We start from the raw sequence: 19,467 nt of genomic DNA on the forward strand, positions 1-19,467 counted from the left end.
TATTTATGCAAACGATTACATCAGCTGCGCCCGGTGGCGGCACCCTTGACGCGACCGGACATCACGCCGAAGCCATCGATGATCGCCTCCTGGTTTTCCATCCGCGTCACCTCGAGCTGAACCTCGTGCAGCGCACTGATCACCTGCTCGATGCGGCCGGCATCATCTGTCTCCGTCGCCTCTGCGACCTCGCGCTCCAGTTCCATGCGCTGGCGCTTCAGTGCACGCGCCCGCTTGTAGAGCGAGAGTGCCTGCCCATAGCCCTCGCGCGCATCCTCGGACGCCGCGATCTCGGTCGCGATCCACAGGCGGGCGTTGCGGATCTGCTGATCGAGCGCACGCAGCAGCGTGCCATGACCGTGAGCTTCCAGTTTCTGGATCAGTTCCTCGCGAGTCAGCGACGAACCGGCTTCGGCAACCGCGGTCAAAAGCGACGACCACATCTTCTGGAGCCCGACATTTTCATAGTCGATGGAGGCGATCTCGTCATATTCGTCCTCGAGCAATCGCGGATGATTGACGATGGTGAGCGCAAGCACGCTCTCCCGAAGGGTCGGCTGGTCGAGAGCGCCGCGCACGAGCCCCGAGCGCGCGAGCCGATCCGAAATCGCCCCACGGCTGGAAGCAACAGGTCCCGGAGGGCGTCCACCGGTCCGACCGCCCTGCTGCCCCTGTCCGCGCCCGCCATTCTGGAAATTGCCACGCTCGCCACGTCCCGGCTGGCTTGCCTGGAAGAAGCTATAGAGCCTGTCGCGGACATCCTGCTGGTAATGACGTCGGACATTCTCATCGCCGATCACATTGACGATCTGCTTGAGCTTCGCCTCGAGCTCGGCCCGCTTTTCCGGCGTATCAAACCCACCACCTTGCGTCTCGCGCGTCCAGACCATCTCGGCGAGTGGCCGGGCTTCGGACAGCACGCGATCGAAGGGCTGGCGCCCGTCCCGCTTCACCAGGTCGTCAGGGTCCTTACCGTCAGGCAGCATGGCAAAACGGAGCGACTGACCCGGCTTGATGTGCGGCAGGGCAAGATCCACGGCGCGGAAGGCGGCTCTCTGCCCCGCACCATCGCCGTCGAAGCAAAGCACCGGCACGGGCGTCGTCTTCCACATCAGTTGCAACTGATTTTCGGTCAGCGCCGTCCCAAGTGGAGCGACCGCATTCTCGATCCCCGCCTGATAGAGCGCGATCACATCCATGTAGCCTTCGACCGCAATCAGCGTGTCGGCCCCGTCCGCCCCCTGCATCGCTCTGCGCGCGCGAGAAAAATTGTAGAGCACATTGCCTTTGTGGAAGAGTTCCGTCTCGTTGGAATTGAGATATTTCGCCATCGCATCCGGCGCCATGGCGCGACCGCCAAAGGCAATGACCTTGTCGCGCGACGAGAGGATCGGAAACATGATGCGATCGCGAAAGCGGTCATAGGAGACGGGAATATCGGGCCCATGCACGACGAGCCCGCATGCCTCGATCTGCTCCCGCGCCACGCCCTTGGACGCCAGATATTCCTTCAGCGCATTGCGGCTTTCCGGTGCATAGCCAAGCCGAAATGTCTCGATCGTTCGACCGGAGAGCCCGCGCTCACGCAGGTAAGCCCGCGCCCTGGCGCCGTTCGCCGTCTGCAACTGGTCCTGGAAGAACTGGGTCGCCATCTCCATGACGTCCTGCAAGGTGGTGCGCTCACGCTCACGGCGCTCCGCCTGCGGGTCCGGCTGCGGCATTGAAATGCCGGCCATGTCGGCCACCTGCTGTACAGCCTCGATGAAGCTCAAGCCCTCTAGATCCGTCAGAAAGCGGAAATGGTCGCCGGATACCCCACAGCCGAAGCAATGATAGCGCCCCTTGCGATCCTCGCAGTGAAAGCTTGGGCTCTTTTCGCCATGGAAGGGGCAACAAGCCCAATAATCCTGTCGGGACACATTGGTTTTCTTGCGATCCCAGGTCACGCGACGACCCACGACGGCCGAAATCGGCACGCGGTCACGGATCTCGTCGAGAAAGTCGTTGGAAAAGCGCATCTGTATCCCTGGGAAGCTGATCCTCCATATAGGCGCGCCGGACGCGCAGCGCCAAGGCTTTCACGCGGCATACCCGTTATTCACAGCGGTCATTTTCAAAGACGACTGTGAATGCGCCTCAGGGCTCGCTCAGAGATCCCCTTGTCGCTGAGCCTGAACGACATTCCGGTGAGTAACAGCGCGGTCCTGTGCCATCTCGTCGACGAACGAAGCGTGCGAAGCCCTGAAACGCAAGACGCCGCCCGAAGGCGGCGTCGCAAACTCGAAAACGTGAGCCTTACTTGAGCAGGTCCTTGACCACGCCCGAGGCCTTCCCGAAATCCATCTGGCCCGAATAGCGCTCCTTGAGCGTGCTGATGCACTTGCCCATGTCGCGCAGACCTTGTGCCCCGGTCTCGTTGATCACGGCGGCGCAAAGCTCCCGCACCTTCTCTTCCGGCAGCTGCTCCGGCATGAAGGACTTGATGATCTCGATTTCCTCGCGCTCCTGCGCAGCAAGCTCCGGACGATTGTTCTCCGCATAAATGCGGGCGGACTCGTCGCGCTGCTTCATCATCTTCATCAGGATCTGCATGATTTCATCGTCGCTCACCGGATCCTTGCCGGTGCCGCGATGCGCGATGTCCCGGTCCTTGATCGCGGTCTGGATCAGACGCACGGTCGACGTCCTGCGGACATCCTTGGCCTTCAGGGCCTCTTTCAGCGAGTTGGCGAGCGTGTCGCGTAGCATTTTCTTCTCCGGTGAAAAGCCCGTTGCCCGGTGGCGATTGTGGCTTTTCCGTGTTTGTTTGAGTGGTTCACATAGCCAGACATCTGCTGCAGTGCAAACGAATTGAACAAACCATTGAAATGGCTTGGGAGAAATCCGGAGCGTAAGCGACTCCGGAATTGACCTCGCGACGCGATGCGTCTATTGCTCGGCACCTGCACGCAAATTGACATCAGGGCTGAAAACGCGCGACTTCGCGCGCCTTCGATCTGCAACATAAATGGTCCTGCGATACCGCTCCGACAAGGGGCCGGCACGCGGGCAAAAAGGAACGACCATGACCGCGACAGCTCCCTGGACGACCCGCAAGCCGACCGCCCTCCTCGTTCTCGCCGACGGCACCGTCATCGAAGGCCACGGCGTCGGCGCAACCGGCAAGGTCCAGGCCGAGGTCTGCTTCAACACGGCCCTGACAGGTTACGAAGAGATCCTGACCGATCCCTCCTATCTCGGTCAGATCGTCACCTTCACCTTCCCGCACATCGGCAATGTCGGCACCAATGACGAAGACATCGAAGACCTGACGCCGGCAGCACGCCACGGCGCGGTCGGCACCATCTTCAAAGCCGATATCACCGAGCCTTCAAACTACCGTGCCGCGAGCCATCTCGACGCCTGGCTGAAGAGCCGTGGCATCATCGGCCTCTCCGGCGTCGATACACGCGCGCTGACCGCCTGGATCCGCGAGAACGGTGCCCCGAACGCCGTCATCGCCCACGATCCGAATGGTGTCTTCGACATCGAAGCCCTGAAGGCCGAAGCCAAGGCCTGGAGCGGCCTCGAAGGCCTCGACCTCGCCAAGGTCGCCACATCAGGCCAGTCTTCGGTCTGGAATGAAAAGGACTGGTCCTGGACCGAGGGCCACATGACGCTCGGTTCCGCCGATGCCAAATACCACATCGTCTGCGTCGATTTCGGCGTGAAGCGCAACATCCTGCGCCTTTTCGCGGGTCTCGACTGCAAGGTCACCGTCGTCCCCGCCACCACTTCGGCCGAAGACATTCTCGCGCTGAACCCGGATGGCGTCTTCCTGTCGAATGGCCCCGGCGACCCGGCCGCAACCGGCGCATATGCCGTTCCGGTCATCCAGAACCTGGTCAAGAGCGACAAGCCGCTCTTCGGCATCTGCCTCGGCCACCAGATGCTGGGTCTCGCACTCGGCGGCAAGACCGAAAAGATGCACCAGGGGCACCATGGCGCCAACCACCCGGTCAAGGATTTCACGACGGGCAAGGTAGAGATCGTTTCGATGAACCACGGCTTTGCAGTCGACTCCAAATCACTGCCCGAAGACGTTGAACAGACTCACATTTCTCTTTTCGACGGTACCAATTGCGGCCTGCGTCTCAAGGGCAAGCCGGTCTTCTCCGTCCAGCACCACCCGGAAGCATCGCCCGGCCCGCAGGACAGCCACTACCTGTTCCGTCGCTTCATCAACATGGTTCGCGAGAACAAGGGCGAGCAGGCACTCGCCGAACGCTGAGCGATCTCAGACGGATTGACGATGACGGCCCGGTTTATCCCCGGGCCGTTTGCATGTCATGCCGGACCTTCATGTAGAAGCGAAGGCTCAGCATGACGGCAGCGCTCGCCAGCCCCAGGCAGAAACCATACCAGATGCCGATGCCGCCAATCCCGAGCGGAAAGGCCATGAGCCAGGCGAGGAAAAACCCGATCGGCCAGTAGGCGATGAGAGCGAGGATCATCGGCACCCGCGCATCTTTGAGACCACGCAACAGGCCCGCTGCGATCGCCTGCAACCCGTCGACCAGCTGGAAGAACCCCGCCACCATGACCAGTGGCCCGGCAAAGGCGAGAACAGCCGGCGCGGCCGGCGCGTTTCCGTTGATGAAGGCGGCAGACAGCTGTTGCGGCACCAGCAGGAACAGGATTGCGCCCGACAGGGACATGAGACCGGCAATGCCGAGCACCGTGATCGATGCCCGCACCAGTTCCGGATAATTGCCCCGGCCATGCGCAAGACCGACCCGCACGGTTGCCGCTTGCGCCAATCCAAGCGGCAGCATGAAGGCAATCGACGCGAGCTGCAGTGCAATGCCATGGGCCGCCAGTTCGATCGTGCCGATCCGGCCCATCAAGAGCGAGGCCGCGCTGAACAGGCTGACCTCCGCCAGAACCGTGACGCTGATCGGCAGACCGAGATGCAGCACTTCGCGAAAGGCCTGCCAATCGGGCCTCCAGAAGCGGATGAAGAGCTCGTAGCGCCGCGTCTCGTCACGGGTCTGGATATAGATGACCATCGCCACGAAGCTCACCCATTGCACAATGACGGCGACAATCGCCGCACCGGTCATGCCGAGCGCTGGCAGCCCGAAATGGCCAAGCACCAGCGCATAGGCGAGAATGGCGTTGAGAACCAGGATGCCCAGCGTCACCCAGAGCACGATCCGTGCCCGTCCCGTTGCGCTGACCAGCGCACGCAAGACGGCAAAAAGCAGGGCGGGCAGCAGGCCGAGCTGGATGATGAACACATAGCCCGCCGCAAGTGCTGCAACTTCGGGCTTCTGCCCAAGCGCGAGCAGGATCGTCTCGGCATTGAAGAACAGCGGCATCGTCAGGAGCACGTAGAGGATCGACACCCACATGCCCATGCGGATGGAGCGACGGACGGAGACGACATCACCCCGACCATAGGCCTGCGCCACCATCGGCATGACAGCCATGGAAAAGCCCGAGCCGAAGATGAAGATCGTGAAGAAGAACTGACCGGCCAGCACCATGGCGGCAAGCGGCACGGCGCCCAGCTGACCCACGATCACGACGTCGGTCGTATGAATGCCGAGCTGCGCCAGCTGCGCTCCGATCAGCGGAATCCCCAGCGCAAGCGTTGCGCGAATATGCGACGTCCAGCTGCCGGCACCAACAGGTGCATGGCCGTGGGTATCGAGCGAAGCGATATCTGTGTGCATGGCTTGGATCTCAACGAAAAAAGCCGCTTCCAGGATCCTGGCGAGCGGCATGTCGTAACGGGATAGGCGCCAATCCCCAGTCCATCAAGACGAAATCATCAACCTGCAGAATTTTTGCGCGATACATCAGAGATTTTGATGAAAATCCGCCGATATTCGGCGGTTTGCGCTTTGACACCGGTCATAAAATGCAAATTGAGGTCGAAAATGGAGCAAACCGACCTTTTCCACTTTCATGGATCGCGCTTATGGTCTCCTCCCCTGAAAGCAGAAAGAAATGATCGAGACATGTTGGAACTGATTTGGCGTGGCGCGATCATCGGCGTCGGAGCAACACTTGCCATGGATATCTGGGCAGTCATTCTGACAACAGTTTTCAGGCAGCCCAGGCCCAACTGGGCGCTGGTCGGACGCTGGTTCTATCATTTGAAATCCGGACGGGTCTTCCATGACACGATCGCGGATGCGGAGCCTTACAGCCACGAACTGGCCCTCGGCTGGTTCTCACACTACGCCGTCGGCATCGCCTACGGCATCATGCTGGCACTGCTTGCCGGGGCCGCATGGGTCGCCGAGCCCACCTTCCTGCCCGCCTGGATCTGGGCGATCGTCACGGTCGCCGCCGGTTGGTTCCTTCTGCAGCCGGGCCTGGGGCTCGGCTGGGCAGCCGCAAAGACACCGAACCCCACAAAGGTCCGTGCCCTCAACCTCGCCGCTCATACGGTCTTTGGTCTGGGCCTCTGGCTGACGGCACTCCTGATCCGGTAAGGAAACCGACGCGTCAGATCGCGCCGGAGAAGGTGTCGCATGTGCTCACATTGCCGCTGTCGTAGCCGCGCTTGAACCATTTCATCCGCTGGGCGGAGGTGCCGTGATTGAAGGCGTCGGGGACCACATAACCCTGGCTGCGCTTCTGCAGCGTATCGTCACCGATCTGCTGCGCGGCATTCAGCGCTTCCTCAAGGTCACCGTCGGAGAGGATCCCTTCCTTGTCAGCCGATTTCGCCCAGATCCCGGCATAACAATCGGCCTGCAATTCGACGCGCACTGACATCTGGTTCGCCTCCCGCTGTCCCATGGACCGGCGCTGGCGGTTGAACTCCGGCAGCACGCCCGTCAGGTTCTGCACGTGATGCCCGACCTCATGCGCAATGACATAGGCTTGGGCAAAGTCACCGGCGGCATCGAACTTCTGTTCGAGCTGGTCAAAAAATTCGGTGTCGAGATAGACCTTGCTGTCCGCCGGGCAATAGAACGGGCCGGTGGCCGACGAAGCCTGGCCGCAGGGTGAGGATGTCGAGCCACCGAATAGCACCAGCGTCGGCTCCCGGTATTGCTCGCCGGAGGCGGAAAAGATCGCATTCCAGGTGGTTTCCGTCTCGGCCAGCACAGTCCGGACAAAGGCGGTCGTCTCATCGCTGGATTGCCCCGCCGGCCGTTGTCCGATCGACTGCTCGTATCCGGAGCCGGAACCGCCGACATTGCCCTCGCCCAACACCTGAAGCATGTCGATGCCCATCGCCTTGAGCACGAAATAGATCACGACAAGAAAAATGATCGTGCCGAAGCTCAGGCCTCCGCCACGGCGGCCGCCCATGGGGAGCTGGATCCCGGACCGGCCAAAGGGATTGCGACCCAATCCTCTGCCGGAAGATTGCCCGCGCCGGTCCTCGATATTGTCCGACTGCCGACGGCCTCTCCATTCCATGGTGCTTCCCTCTCCACTTACGCAGCTATCAATGAGAACATAGCCGAACTGTTCCCTCGCACCAGTGGGCGCGCGATTTTCTTGCGCAGCGAGGCACGCAACCGGGGCGAATGGCTGTCACTCAACCCTTCGCGTATCCGTACTCCCCGCCCCGCGCGAGCGCCCGCTGATAGGCCGGCCGTGCGCGGATCTGTTCCATCCAGCCGCGCAGCACGCTCGTATCCTTGGCACCGGCGATCCGTGTCGTGCCGGCTTCGACCGGAAAACTCATCGCGATGTCGGCTGCGGAGAAATCCTTGCCGGCGAACCAGCCTTCCTTGCCGACCTCCGCGATCCAGAGATCCAGATGGTCGGAGAGTTGTGGATCGAGCAATTTGCGCGAGACACCCTGGCTGATCATCCGCGCGACTGGCCGGACGAAAAAGGGAACCTGACCCGGAATGCGGGCAAAGATCAGCTTCATCACCAGAAGCGGCATGGCCGAACCCTCGGCATAATGCATCCAGTAGCGATAGCGCAGCCGCTCATCCGTGCCGGCGGCAGGTCGCAGTCCTTCTCCACCATAGGTCTCGATCAGATAGTCCATGATCGCGCCGCTCTCGGCGACCACCCGTCCATCGTCCTCGATGACAGGTGACTTGCCCAGCGGATGCACGGCCTTCAACTCCTTCGGCGCGAGATAGTCCTTCGTGCGATGATACACCTTGACCTGATAGTCGAGCCCCAGTTCTTCCAGCATCCAGAGGATGCGATGCGCGCGGGAATTGTCGAGATAATGCACGGTGATCATCAGGAAGGATCCTTGGATTGTCGTTGATCGAGCTATCTAGAGGCCGCAGGTACATCCGTCGAGGCGAAGCTCCAACTTTCTCTCGGCACGCCGCCCGATCGCACGATGCAAGCCCTTGGCAGGCCGGGCATCGCGTGCAAGTCTCGCGCGAAATTGCACTTTGGGAGGAGTGACACATGAAGGCGATGCGACTGGAGGCCACCGGCCGGCTCTTCACCCGCGAGGTCGAGAAGCCGATGCCCGGACCGGATCAGCTTCTGGTCAAGGTCGAGGCCTGCGGCGTCTGCGGCACCGATCGCCATCTTTTCAAGGGCGAGTTTCCCTGCACGCCGCCCGTGACCCTCGGCCATGAATTCAGTGGAATCGTCGAAGAGCTCGGCGCAGGCGTTGCGGGCTTTGCCATTGGTGACCGCATCACCGGCGATCCGAACATCGCCTGCGGTCGCTGCAGCCAATGCGTCGGCGGCCGCGTCAATCTCTGCCGAAACCTGAAGGCCATCGGCATCCACCGCGATGGCGGCTTCGCCGATTATATCATCGTTCCTCAGAAGCAGGCCTTCCTTCTGCCCTCCGATCTCGACCCGCTGCACGGCGCCTTCTGCGAACCCCTCGCCTGCTGCCTGCACGGGATCGATCTCGCGGACATCAGAACCGGAGCATCGGTCGTGGTTCTCGGCGGGGGCGTCATCGGCTTGTTGACGGTCCAGCTGGCCCGGCTCGCGGGCGCAACGACAGTCATCCTCGTGACCCGTCAGGCGAGCCGCCGCAGCCTTGCCGAAGGCCTCGGCGCCACGGCCAGCGTCGATCCGGCGGCAGGCGACGTCATCGCACAGATCGCAGGCGAAACGGGGCTCGTCCCGGGCGGCGTCGATGTCGTCCTCGAATGCGCCGGCGTCGGCGAAACGGTGATCCAGGCAACGAAGCTCGTGCGTCCCGGCGGCACAGCCGTCATCCTCGGCGTCATGCCCCAGGGCGAGACGATCGCGATCGAGCCCTTCGACCTCCTCTTCCGGGAGGTGAAACTCGTCACCTCCTTCCTCAATCCCTTCACACATCGCCGCGCCGCAGACTTGATCGCATCGGGCATGATCGAAGTGGAGACGCTTATCTCGCGCAAGGTCTCGCTCGACGACGCACCCGAGGCAGTCGGCAATCCGCCCCGGCCGGGCGAGGTCAAGGTGCTCGTCGTTCCAGGCCTCTGACTAGATTTGCGGACGTTTGTCCGTCCAGGGCTGCGCGTTCTCCAACTGGCCCGCGAGCGAGAACAGCGTATCCTCGTCGGCGAAGCGCCCGACGAACTGCATGCCGATCGGCAAGCCCTCGTGCGACCAGCCGATCGGCACCGACATGGCCGGTTGACCGGTGACATTGAAAATGGGCGTCCAGGGGATGAACTCGAAGGTCTGCGCCGCCAGTTGTTCGGCAATGCCAAGCTTCTTCAACAGGCGGCCGCCACCGAGGTAACCGAGCACCGTCAGCAGCTTTTTCTCGACGGCACTCGGCTGCAAGGCACCGATCTTGACAGGCAATGACGACAGCACCGGCGTCATCAGCACATCGATGTCATCGAAGAAACCGAGAATCGAACGGGCGGACAGCTTGAGATAGCGGTGCGCCGTGATCAGATCGGCCGCTGTGAACCCCTCGCCCAGCAGTCCCATGCCGAAGGTCGAGGCATCATAGTCACCGGGCCGGATCTTCACGCCGAAGGTCTTGGCGGTATACTCGATGTCCGCACGGAGTTCCCCGGCAAGCGCGGTCAGGAAAGCCATGGAGAAGGCCTCGCGCTCGACGGGCGGCGCCGCATCGACCACCTCGTGGCCGAGGTCGGTGAGCAGCGCCACCGCCTTGTCGAAGGCGGCGATCACCTCGGGCGCAACGGCTTTGCCGAGCATAGGCGCGTGCGAAACCGCAATGCGCAGCCGCGGGGGCGCCCTATGCACCGCATCGAGAAACGTGCCCTCATGCCGCGGCAAAGGATGCGGCGAGCCGCGATCCGGCCCATGCGTGGCGTCGAGCACAGCGGCGCTGTCCCGTACCGACCGCGTCAGCACGTGTTCGACGGCAAAGCCGGACCAGGCCTCGCCGATGAACGGACCGGCCGGAGTGCGTCCGCGCGTCGGCTTCATCCCGAAAATGCCGCAAGCCGAGGCCGGAATGCGGATCGATCCGCCACCGTCGCCACCCGAGGCGATTGGCACCATGCCGGAAGCGACCGCGGCGGCCGAACCACCCGACGAGCCACCCGGCGTGCGCGTCATATCCCACGGGTTCCGGCTCGGGCCACACGCGCCGGGCTCGGTATAGGGCGTCAATCCGAATTCAGGCGTATTGGTTTTGCCCGCGATCACCAGGCCTGCAGCGCGCCACCGCCGGACGAGTTCACTGTCGCCGGTCGCCTTCCGGGTGGCCCAGAGCCGATTGCCGTTTCCAGTCGGCACACCATCCACCTGCGCCAGGAGATCCTTGATCAGAAATGGCACGCCTGCGAGCGGTCCACCACCGGTGCCGGCGCCGACATGTTGCCTTGCCTCCTCGAACAGCGGCCGAACCACCGCATTGAGCTGCGGATTGACCTCTTCTATGCGGGCGATGGCCGCCTCGAGCACTTCGACAGCGGAGACCTGCCCCCGCCGGATCAGATCCGCCAATCCCATGCCGTCGTGTTTGCCGTAGTCGTCGAACATGCACCGCCCGCCTCGATTGGATTCGCCTCCCAACTCTTTCGCCATCCCTCGCCGGAGGCAAGCCCCAAGGGACGCACCGGATCAATCGAATATAAGAACTACTTAACCATGAACCCTTAGAGTTCGAGACAAATGCGCGTGGTCGCCTGTCGGGCGGACGAAGCGCTGTGACACTGCAAGGCTAATGAGGGAACGGCCCATGCTCTTCAGATCCGCCACCAGCCGGAATATTTTCTCGACAGTCGGACTCGGTGTCGTCACCACCATCGGGGTGGCCGCGACGCTGGTCGGCCTGACCTATGGCCACATCCGCGAAGCCGGGATCAACGAGATGCGCGTCGCCGCATCCGATGCCTCGGGCGACATCGCAGAGAGCCTGAAGGCATCATATCAGATGGTCGAGGGCATGCGGACATCGGTGGAAGCCTTGCGCGCCAACAACCTTGCCGACCGCACCATTGCCATGGCCGTGATGACCAGCGCGCTCGAAGCCTATCCGGGCGCGATCGGCGTTTCCACCGGCTGGGAACCCGATGCCTATGACGGCAAGGATGCAGACTTCGCCGGCAAGCCGGTCCATGACGCGACGGGCCGCTTTGTGCCCTACATCTTCCGCTCTGCCGGCGCCATCAAGACCGATGTGCTCGTCGATTACGACAAGCCGGGCGCTGGCGACTACTACCAGCTGCCGGTCAAGACCGGAAAATCCGTGCTCATGGAACCCTATGTCTATCCGGTCGACGGAAAGGACGTGTTGATGACAACGATCTCCATCCCGATCTTCGATCAGGGCAAGGCGGTCGGCTATATCGGCGCTGACATCGATCTCGACCAGACGGCGACGGCTCTCGCCGCCAAGCGTCCGCTGGGCGACGGCTACATTGCCCTCCTCTCCTCGGCCAATGCCTTCGTCAGCCATCCGGACAAGGATGTGATGGGCAAGCCGCTGAGCGACAGCGGCGTTGACACCACCGCCTGGGAGACGGTCCTCAGAGCACCCGGCAGCGTCGGCACCATCGTCGACAAGGACGGCGTCGAACGCATGGCGGTCGCAGTCCCGATCGAGCCCTTTCCCGGTGCCGTGTGGAACGTGGTCGTTGCGGTGCCGAGCGCAACCGTGCTCGGCGCCCTGACAGAGACGGTGTCCACCTCCGCCCTCATCATCATCGGCGCCACCATCCTGCTGATGGTCGTCGGCTGGTTACTCGCCCGCCGCTTCGTCGGTCGGATCAACCGGGTCATCGGCCAGACAACCGAGATTGCAGCCGGCCGCCTCGACGTCGAACTGACCGACAGGGATCGCGGCGACGAACTCGGTGATCTCTCCCGTTCGCTCCAGGTCCTCCTGGAAAGCAACCGCAAGAAGGTTGAGCTGGAAAAAGACGCTGAAGCCCGCTTCGAGCAGGAAGAGGTTGAGCGCGTCGAACGCTCCAGGGGTCACAAGGCTCGTGAAGAGGAAATCCGCCTGGTGGTCGACGAGTTGCGCGCAGGCCTCGCCCGCCTGTCCGACGGCGACATGACGGTCCGGCTGGACAAGCCCTTCTCGCCGGCTCTCGACGAGATCCGCGGCAACTTCAACGACTCGATCGAGAAGCTGTGCGCCGCCATGAACTCCTTCCGCGACAATGCCACCACGATCGAAAACGGCTCGAACGAGATCCGCTCGGCCGCCGACGATCTCGCACGCCGCACCGAACAACAGGCCGCCTCCGTCGAAGAAACCTCGGCCGCCCTCTCCCAGATCACCAGGTCGGTGAAGGAATCGACCCAGCGCGCCGAAGAGGCAGGCCAGCAGGTCAGCCGCACCAAGGAAAGCGCCGAACGCTCCGGCGACGTGGTGCGCTCCGCGGTCGACGCGATGAGTGCGATCGAACAGTCCTCGCAGTCGATCTCCAACATTATCGGCGTCATCGACGAAATCGCCTTCCAGACGAATCTGCTCGCGCTCAATGCCGGCGTCGAGGCAGCCCGTGCGGGCGAAGCCGGCAAGGGTTTTGCCGTCGTCGCCCAGGAAGTCCGCGAACTCGCCCAGCGCTCCGCCAATGCCGCCAAGGAAATCAAGACTCTGATCACGGCCTCAGGCGAACAGGTCAAACATGGCGTCTCTCTGGTCGACCAGACCGGTGAAGCCCTGACCGCAATCGTCGCCGAAGTTCAGCAGATCAACACAAACGTGCATGCCATCGTCGAAGCGGCCCGCGAGCAGTCGACCGGACTGGCCGAGATCAGATCAACACAAACGTGCATGCCATCGTCGAAGCGGCCCGCGAGCAGTCGACCGGACTGGCCGAGATCAACTCGGCGGTCAACATCATGGATCAGGGCACGCAGAAGAACGCCGCCATGGTCGAGGAAACCAATGCGGCCTCGCACACGCTGGTCACCGAAGTACAGGCCCTGTCCGCCCGCCTCGCCCAGTTCAATCTCGGCTCTCCATCCCGACAGGCGCCAATGCCGGCTCCGGCGGCAAGATCCCATGCGGCTCCCTCCATGCCCGTCCGGCCGGCTCCCGCCTCGCAAGCAACCCGTCCCGTCGCCTCTCCCGCCCGCGCCCTCGCCAGCAAGATCGCATCCGCCATGGGTGCAAAGCCTGCGCCGAGCGGCCAGGAGTGGGAAGAGTTCTGATCTTGGCCTCAATGGCTCAAACGGTGAAATGGCGGGCTAGGCCCGCCATTTCTCGTTTTTGCGGCAAAGTCTCACCTAGGCTCGAAGGAGATTAGCTCCTCGAAATGGTTCATGTCGTCAAAGGCGCAGAAAGCCGGCGCCCGCAGTCGGATGATTGGTGACCGCTGACGGATATCCTCGACGACATCCTCCAGAAAAGGCACCCATGCGGCCATGGTCTCATCGTCGAAACGTTCGACCATGTAGGCGAAGGTCATGTGAAAGACATAGGCATCATGGTCCGGATGCCGATAGCCGAGCAAGTCTGCGAGCCGGCGGCGCCAATCCTTGAGGACTTGCCGGTCCCGCGCCGTCACTCCGTCCAGCATCAATCCGTTCGGCGTCGCATGCGTGACCTCGATGGCGAAGGCTTCGCCCGGCGCAAATCGTGCCAGCCGATCCATGAAGATCGCCGTCATGTCGTCGACCGGTGCCTCGAGCGAAACATCCGCCGGCCAGTACGGCAAGGCTCGCCGGGTCTCGATGATCCCCTGGAAGAGGGTCATATGCAGGCTGGAGACAGCTGTGAACGCGAGTTTGTCGGCACCGGGCATGGCCTGGAAACGAGCGCGGACGGCATGGATGGCCGAGGCACTCTCAGAGTTCTCGACGAGATGGCAGACCACGGTGTTGCCGGGTTCATGCAGAAACAAGCCGACATCATTGTAGCGGGTCCCCAAATGGGACGGTGGATCGGGATTGAATGCGCGGGCACAGATCTTCAGATAGGCAGGCAGATCATCAGGGGTCACGGGGTGTCTCTCAATTACGAGGAAAACTGCAATAAACCCGCCCCGCAAAGCTAATGTGACACCGGCACCTGGCCGCGATGGGCTGCACCCGCTGCAAAAACAACAATCAGCATTCCCACGAAGAGCAGGATAAAGCTGCTTGAAACGTCTGTTGCCCAAACAATAAGTAGCTGCAGCAATGGAAGGGTGGCCACCAACCCGAAAACCAGTCTCTTGGGATTGGCCGGAGCTCCATGGGCGCTGATGTGAGACGCCACAAGCGCCGCAAGCGCACTGGTCGCGCCAAGATCATAGGCGAGACTATAGGGCGTAACCAGAATTCCTGCTGCTGCGAAACAATAGGCGCGGCCCAGCGGATCCTTGACCCTCGGCAGGCTCCAGAGCCATAAGCCGAAAACCAGAACGGCAAACGCGCCATGCCAAATGATGGCTTCGTTGAACGGCAGGCCGACAAGACGCGCCTGACCATAGGCAGAAGCCAGCAAATCAAGAAACCCGCCGCTCAGCGCCTGCATGACCAGACTTTGATGCGGCACTGTATGCTGGAAAAAGCCAATCCAGCTTTCCAATCCAAACAATAGAGCGGACATCATCAGCAATGCGATGGTCGTCGCAGCGGCCGTGGCGAGGACCAGCCACCGCCTCTCATAAAGAAGCAACAGAGGAAACAGCAGGCCAAGCTGTGGCTTCACGGTCAAAAGGCCAATGGCGAGACCTGCAAGGATCGGGTGACGATCTCTCAGCCCTAGTCCGTAAAGGATCAGGGCACCTGTCATGAAGCCATTTTGTCCATAAAGAATGTTCCCAAGGATAAAGGGGACTAACAAGACGACAGCGAGTGGCGAAACACGCTGGACCAACAGGGAGATGGCGTGAAAGTAAAATGCTAGGGTAACGGCAAAGAAGACCAGCATGGACAACCCATAGGGCATGAGACCTAGGGGGAAGATGAGCAACAGGTAACTTGGTGGATAGCTCCAGGATCGCCAGGGATAGTAGGGCCCGAAAACGGCCTGCATCTCGGCGAAATAGATATCATGACCAAGGAAAAGGTTCATCACTTTGCCCTCCAGCATCAGCCTGGAGGCCAGCCAATAATTGGCATAGTCCTTGTCAATCGACAGAAGTCTCTGAGCGCCTTGATATCCCGACGCATTGAGCACAAAGAGCGTCACGAGTACAATCAGCATTGCCCAGGCGAGCACCAGCAATGGCATCTTGTCGTCCATCGCATTTCGTACTGGTTGACGTTCCATTGCACACCTCAGCCTATCCGGAATGACCAGATCCTAATCCGATCCTTTTAACGAAAACTACCGGGGCCCATGGGCTACCGACCAACGCAGATTTTCCCCTTCCAGCCTCACTTTGAGGGTTCCTTCTCGCTCAACATTTCCCTATAAGCCGCTTCTAGCCTGAAAAGACCTCTCTGCGCCCGGCCGGTGACATTTCCACCGAGGCCGGTTTTCTGCGCAGGTCAAGAAACGGATAGCACCATGCCAAAGCGCCAAGACATCAAGTCCATCCTCATCATCGGCGCTGGGCCGATTGTCATCGGCCAGGCATGCGAATTCGACTATTCCGGCACCCAGGCCGTGAAGGCACTGAAGGAAGAGGGCTACCGGGTCATCCTGGTCAACTCGAACCCCGCCACCATCATGACCGATCCGGGCCTCGCCGACGCGACCTACATCGAGCCGATCACGCCGGAAGTCGTCGCCAAGATCATTGCCAAGGAACGCCCGGACGCGCTGCTCCCGACCATGGGCGGCCAGACCGCGCTCAACACGGCACTGTCGCTGAAGCGCATGGGTGTGCTCGATCGCTACAATGTCGAGATGATTGGCGCCAAGCCGGCCGCCATCGACATGGCCGAAGACCGCGCCCTGTTCCGCGAAGCCATGACCCGCATCGGGCTCGAAACGCCGAAGTCGATGCTCGCCAATGCGACCGAGATCAAGGACGCCGACCGCAAGACCCATGAAGTCGCCCGCAACGAGCTGAAGTCGAAACTGTCAGGCCCCGAACTCGACACGGCGCTCGACGAGCTCGAGAACCAGTGGAACCTCGGCGAGACCGACCGCAAGCAGCGCTACATGGCCCATGCCATGGCCATTGCCGCCCAGGCCCTCGACGTCGTCGGCCTGCCCGCCATCATCCGCCCCTCCTTCACCATGGGCGGCACCGGCGGCGGCATCGCCTACAACCGCTCCGAATTCTACGAGATCATCAATTCCGGCCTCGACGCCTCCCCGACGACAGAAGTCCTCATCGAGGAATCCGTCCTCGGCTGGAAGGAATATGAAATGGAAGTGGTCCGCGACAAGGCGGACAACTGCATCATCATCTGCTCGATCGAAAACATCGACCCGATGGGCGTCCACACCGGCGATTCGATCACTGTTGCCCCCGCGCTGACCTTGACCGACAAGGAATACCAGATCATGCGCAACGCCTCGATCGCGGTGCTGCGAGAGATCGGCGTCGAGACCGGCGGTTCGAATGTTCAGTTCGCCGTCAACCCGGCAGATGGCCGCCTCGTCGTCATCGAAATGAACCCGCGCGTCTCGCGCTCGTCCGCTCTCGCTTCGAAGGCCACCGGCTTCCCGATCGCCAAGGTCGCTGCCAAGCTTGCCGTTGGCTATACGCTGGACGAACTCGAAAACGACATCACCGGCGGTGCGACGCCGGCCTCGTTCGAACCCTCGATCGACTACGTCGTCACCAAGATCCCGCGCTTTGCCTTCGAAAAATTCCCCGGCGCCGGCACCACGCTTACCACCGCAATGAAGTCGGTTGGCGAGGTCATGGCGATCGGCCGCACCTTCGCAGAAAGCCTGCAGAAGGCGCTCCGCGGCCTTGAGACCGGCCTGACCGGCCTCGACGAAATCGAGATCCCCGGCCTGGGTGCAAACGGCGACAGCGCCGATGACAAGAACGCCATCCGCGCGGCCATCGGCACCCCGACGCCGGATCGCCTGCGCATGGTCGCCCAGGCGCTGCGCCTCGGCATGTCGCCGGAAGAAGTGCACGAAGGCTGCAAGATCGATCCGTGGTTCATCGCCCAGTTCAAGGCGATCACCGACATGGAAGCCCGCGTTCGCGAGCATGGTTTGCCGGAGGATGCCGAAAACCTGCGCACCCTCAAGGCCATGGGCTTTTCCGACGCCCGGCTCGCCTCGCTCTCCGGCAAGCGCCCGAAGGAAGTGGCCGAACTGCGCAATGGCCTCAACGTCCGCCCGGTCTTCAAGCGCATCGACACCTGCGCTGCCGAATTCGCCTCGCCGACCGCCTATATGTATTCGACCTATGAGACGCCCTTCGTCGGTCAGCTGCGCTCCGAAGCCCAGGTCTCCGACCGCAAGAAGGTCGTCATCCTCGGCGGCGGCCCGAACCGCATCGGTCAGGGCATCGAGTTCGACTATTGCTGCTGCCATGCCGCCTTCGCCCTGAAGGATGCCGGCTTTGAAGCAATCATGATCAACTGCAACCCGGAAACCGTCTCCACCGACTACGACACCTCCGATCGCCTCTATTTCGAGCCGCTGACGGCCGAAGACGTCATCGAGATTCTGCGCGCTGAGCAGGAAAAGGGCGAAGTCGTCGGCGTCATCGTTCAGTTCGGCGGCCAGACCCCGCTGAAGCTTGCCGAGGCGCTTGAAAAGAACGGCATCCCGATCCTCGGCACCGCACCCGACATGATCGACCTCGCCGAGGACCGCGACCGCTTCCAGAAGCTCCTGATGAAACTCGACCTCAACCAGCCGAACAACGGCATCGCCTATTCGGTCGAGCAGGCTCGCCTCGTCGCCTCCGAAATCGGCTTTCCGCTGGTCGTGCGCCCGTCTTACGTGCTTGGCGGCCGCGCCATGCAGATCATCCATTCGGAATCCATGCTGCAGTCCTATCTGCTCGACACGGTCCCGGGCCTCGTACCCGAAGACATCAAGCAGCGTTACCCGAACGACAAGACCGGCCAGATCAACACCCTGCTCGGCAAGAACCCGCTGCTCTTCGACAGCTACCTGACCAATGCCATCGAAGTCGATGTCGATGCGCTTTGCGACGGCGAAAACGTCTTCGTCTCGGGCATCATGGAGCATATCGAGGAAGCCGGCATCCACTCCGGTGACAGTGCCTGCTCGCTGCCCTCCCGTTCGCTCACCAAGGCAACGCTGGACGAACTGGAACGCCAGACGGCCGCCATGGCAAGGGCGCTCAACGTCGGCGGCCTGATGAATGTCCAATACGCCATCAAGGACGACGTGATCTACGTGCTCGAAGTCAACCCGCGCGCCTCGCGCACGGTGCCCTTCGTCGCCAAGACCATCGGCGCTCCGATCGCCAAGATCGCAGCCCGCATCATGACCGGCGAAAAGCTCGACGACGCGATCGCCGCCTACGGCACCAAGCCCGATCCGCGCAACCTCAACCACATCGCGGTCAAGGAAGCGGTCTTCCCGTTTGCCCGCTTCCCCGGCGTCGACACGCTGCTGGGGCCGGAAATGCGCTCGACCGGCGAAGTCATGGGCCTCGACACTGATTTTGCGCTCGCCTTCGCCAAGAGCCAGCTCGGCGCTTCCGTCGAACTGCCGCGCGACGGCACGGTCTTCGTCTCCGTCCGTGACGAAGACAAGGTCCGCGTCCTGCCGGCGATCCTGATCCTGACCCAGATCGGCTTCAAGGTCATGGCAACCGGCGGCACCCAGCGCTTCCTCGCCGAAAACGACATTCCGGCGGTCAAGATCAACAAGGTTCTGGAAGGCCGTCCGCATATCGAGGATGCGATCCGCAACCGTCAGGTCCAGCTCGTCATCAACACGACAGATGGCAACAAGGCGATCTCGGACTCGAAATCGCTGCGTCGCGCCGCCCTGATGCAGAAGGTGCCTTACTACACGACCATGGCCGGCGCCCTGGCTGCCGCCGAAGCCATTCGGGCGCTGAAGAGCGGCCAGCTCGAGGTTCGCCCGCTTCAGAGCTATTTCTGAGGCAAGGCTGAGACGGTGGAGATCTGTATCTGAGACTATGGAGGGCTGACAGCCCTCCTGACCGGCGAACGAGACAGGTCCACCGTCGGTTTCTCGATCTCGACAACGACGCGCCGCCATCCGATCAGCCAGCACACCCTGGCGTATCGTGCGGCGCG

At 62.0% G+C, this 19,467-nt stretch carries 12 protein-coding genes and 1 pseudogene; 5 read left to right on the forward strand and 8 right to left on the reverse strand.

Translation table 11 applies throughout. The features are described from left to right. Positions 1–20: 20 nt before the first annotated feature. Positions 21–2,018, reverse strand: a complete 1,998-nt coding sequence (gene dnaG / locus QTL56_RS07305; RefSeq protein WP_245136455.1) for a DNA primase — start codon at positions 2,016–2,018, stop codon at positions 21–23. Between the two features lie 277 nt (positions 2,019–2,295). Beyond that, positions 2,296–2,748: a GatB/YqeY domain-containing protein gene (locus QTL56_RS07310; protein ID WP_229573983.1), complete on the reverse strand. Its 453-nt coding sequence runs from the start codon at positions 2,746–2,748 to the stop codon at positions 2,296–2,298. Positions 2,749–3,064: 316 nt separating this feature from the next. On the opposite strand from QTL56_RS07310, the gene carA reads away from it, so the two are divergent. Next, positions 3,065–4,270, forward strand: a complete 1,206-nt coding sequence (gene carA, locus QTL56_RS07315) for a glutamine-hydrolyzing carbamoyl-phosphate synthase small subunit (protein ID WP_245136454.1) — start codon at positions 3,065–3,067, stop codon at positions 4,268–4,270. Between the two features lie 34 nt (positions 4,271–4,304). Here the strand turns inward: carA and QTL56_RS07320 are convergent, their stop codons facing one another. Further along, complete coding sequence (locus tag QTL56_RS07320; protein WP_245136453.1) at positions 4,305–5,717, reverse strand: MATE family efflux transporter; 1,413 nt, start codon at positions 5,715–5,717, stop codon at positions 4,305–4,307. 288 nt (positions 5,718–6,005) lie between these two features. On the opposite strand from QTL56_RS07320, the gene QTL56_RS07325 reads away from it, so the two are divergent. Continuing rightward, positions 6,006–6,485: a DUF2938 domain-containing protein gene (locus QTL56_RS07325; RefSeq protein ID WP_245136452.1), complete on the forward strand. Its 480-nt coding sequence runs from the start codon at positions 6,006–6,008 to the stop codon at positions 6,483–6,485. A 13-nt stretch (positions 6,486–6,498) separates the two neighbouring features. Here the strand turns inward: QTL56_RS07325 and ypfJ are convergent, their stop codons facing one another. Continuing rightward, complete coding sequence (gene ypfJ / locus QTL56_RS07330) at positions 6,499–7,425, reverse strand: KPN_02809 family neutral zinc metallopeptidase (protein WP_245136451.1); 927 nt, start codon at positions 7,423–7,425, stop codon at positions 6,499–6,501. A gap of 121 nt (positions 7,426–7,546) precedes the next feature. Then, entirely contained in the window at positions 7,547–8,215 is a 669-nt protein-coding gene (locus tag QTL56_RS07335; RefSeq protein WP_245136450.1) for a glutathione S-transferase family protein, read from the reverse strand. 176 nt (positions 8,216–8,391) lie between these two features. Between QTL56_RS07335 and QTL56_RS07340 the strand changes: the two genes are divergently transcribed. Next, positions 8,392–9,417, forward strand: a complete 1,026-nt coding sequence (locus QTL56_RS07340; protein ID WP_245136449.1) for a zinc-dependent alcohol dehydrogenase family protein — start codon at positions 8,392–8,394, stop codon at positions 9,415–9,417. Here QTL56_RS07340 and QTL56_RS07345 read toward each other — a convergent pair whose 3' ends face one another. Beyond that, positions 9,418–10,902: an amidase gene (locus QTL56_RS07345; RefSeq protein ID WP_245136448.1), complete on the reverse strand. Its 1,485-nt coding sequence runs from the start codon at positions 10,900–10,902 to the stop codon at positions 9,418–9,420. A 199-nt stretch (positions 10,903–11,101) separates the two neighbouring features. Between QTL56_RS07345 and QTL56_RS07350 the strand changes: the two are divergent. Continuing rightward, positions 11,102–13,527 (forward strand): annotated as a pseudogene (locus QTL56_RS07350) (methyl-accepting chemotaxis protein). A 71-nt stretch (positions 13,528–13,598) separates the two neighbouring features. Here QTL56_RS07350 and QTL56_RS07355 read toward each other — a convergent pair. Together QTL56_RS07355 and QTL56_RS07360 are read right to left on the reverse strand one after the other, a co-directional pair. Beyond that, on the reverse strand, positions 13,599–14,318 hold the full coding sequence (locus tag QTL56_RS07355) for a DUF1868 domain-containing protein (RefSeq protein WP_245136446.1): 720 nt from the start codon (positions 14,316–14,318) through the stop codon (positions 13,599–13,601). A 50-nt stretch (positions 14,319–14,368) separates the two neighbouring features. Then, on the reverse strand, positions 14,369–15,574 hold the full coding sequence (locus tag QTL56_RS07360; RefSeq protein WP_245136445.1) for a glycosyltransferase family 87 protein: 1,206 nt from the start codon (positions 15,572–15,574) through the stop codon (positions 14,369–14,371). Positions 15,575–15,814: 240 nt separating this feature from the next. Between QTL56_RS07360 and carB the strand changes: the two genes are divergently transcribed. Continuing rightward, entirely contained in the window at positions 15,815–19,309 is a 3,495-nt protein-coding gene (carB, locus tag QTL56_RS07365) for a carbamoyl-phosphate synthase large subunit (RefSeq protein WP_245136444.1), read from the forward strand. The last annotated feature ends 158 nt before the right edge of the window (positions 19,310–19,467 follow it).

The sequence above is a fragment of the Peteryoungia algae genome (assembly GCF_030369675.1).
GTDB classification, from domain to species: Bacteria; Pseudomonadota; Alphaproteobacteria; order Rhizobiales; family Rhizobiaceae; genus Allorhizobium; species Allorhizobium algae.

Bases quoted from the DNA above. Each gene is read 5' to 3' on its own strand.
- ypfJ (WP_245136451.1), bottom strand. From the start codon at position 7,425: ATGGAATGGAGAGGCCGTCGGCAGTCGGACAATATCGAGGACCGGCGC.
- QTL56_RS07360 (WP_245136445.1), bottom strand. From the start codon at position 15,574: ATGGAACGTCAACCAGTACGAAATGCGATGGACGACAAGATGCCATTG.
- carB (WP_245136444.1), top strand. From the start codon at position 15,815: ATGCCAAAGCGCCAAGACATCAAGTCCATCCTCATCATCGGCGCTGGG.
- QTL56_RS07325 (WP_245136452.1), top strand. From the start codon at position 6,006: ATGTTGGAACTGATTTGGCGTGGCGCGATCATCGGCGTCGGAGCAACA.
- QTL56_RS07310 (WP_229573983.1), bottom strand. From the start codon at position 2,748: ATGCTACGCGACACGCTCGCCAACTCGCTGAAAGAGGCCCTGAAGGCC.
- QTL56_RS07320 (WP_245136453.1), bottom strand. From the start codon at position 5,717: ATGCACACAGATATCGCTTCGCTCGATACCCACGGCCATGCACCTGTT.
- QTL56_RS07340 (WP_245136449.1), top strand. From the start codon at position 8,392: ATGAAGGCGATGCGACTGGAGGCCACCGGCCGGCTCTTCACCCGCGAG.
- dnaG (WP_245136455.1), bottom strand. From the start codon at position 2,018: ATGCGCTTTTCCAACGACTTTCTCGACGAGATCCGTGACCGCGTGCCG.
- QTL56_RS07345 (WP_245136448.1), bottom strand. From the start codon at position 10,902: ATGTTCGACGACTACGGCAAACACGACGGCATGGGATTGGCGGATCTG.
- QTL56_RS07335 (WP_245136450.1), bottom strand. From the start codon at position 8,215: ATGATCACCGTGCATTATCTCGACAATTCCCGCGCGCATCGCATCCTC.
- carA (WP_245136454.1), top strand. From the start codon at position 3,065: ATGACCGCGACAGCTCCCTGGACGACCCGCAAGCCGACCGCCCTCCTC.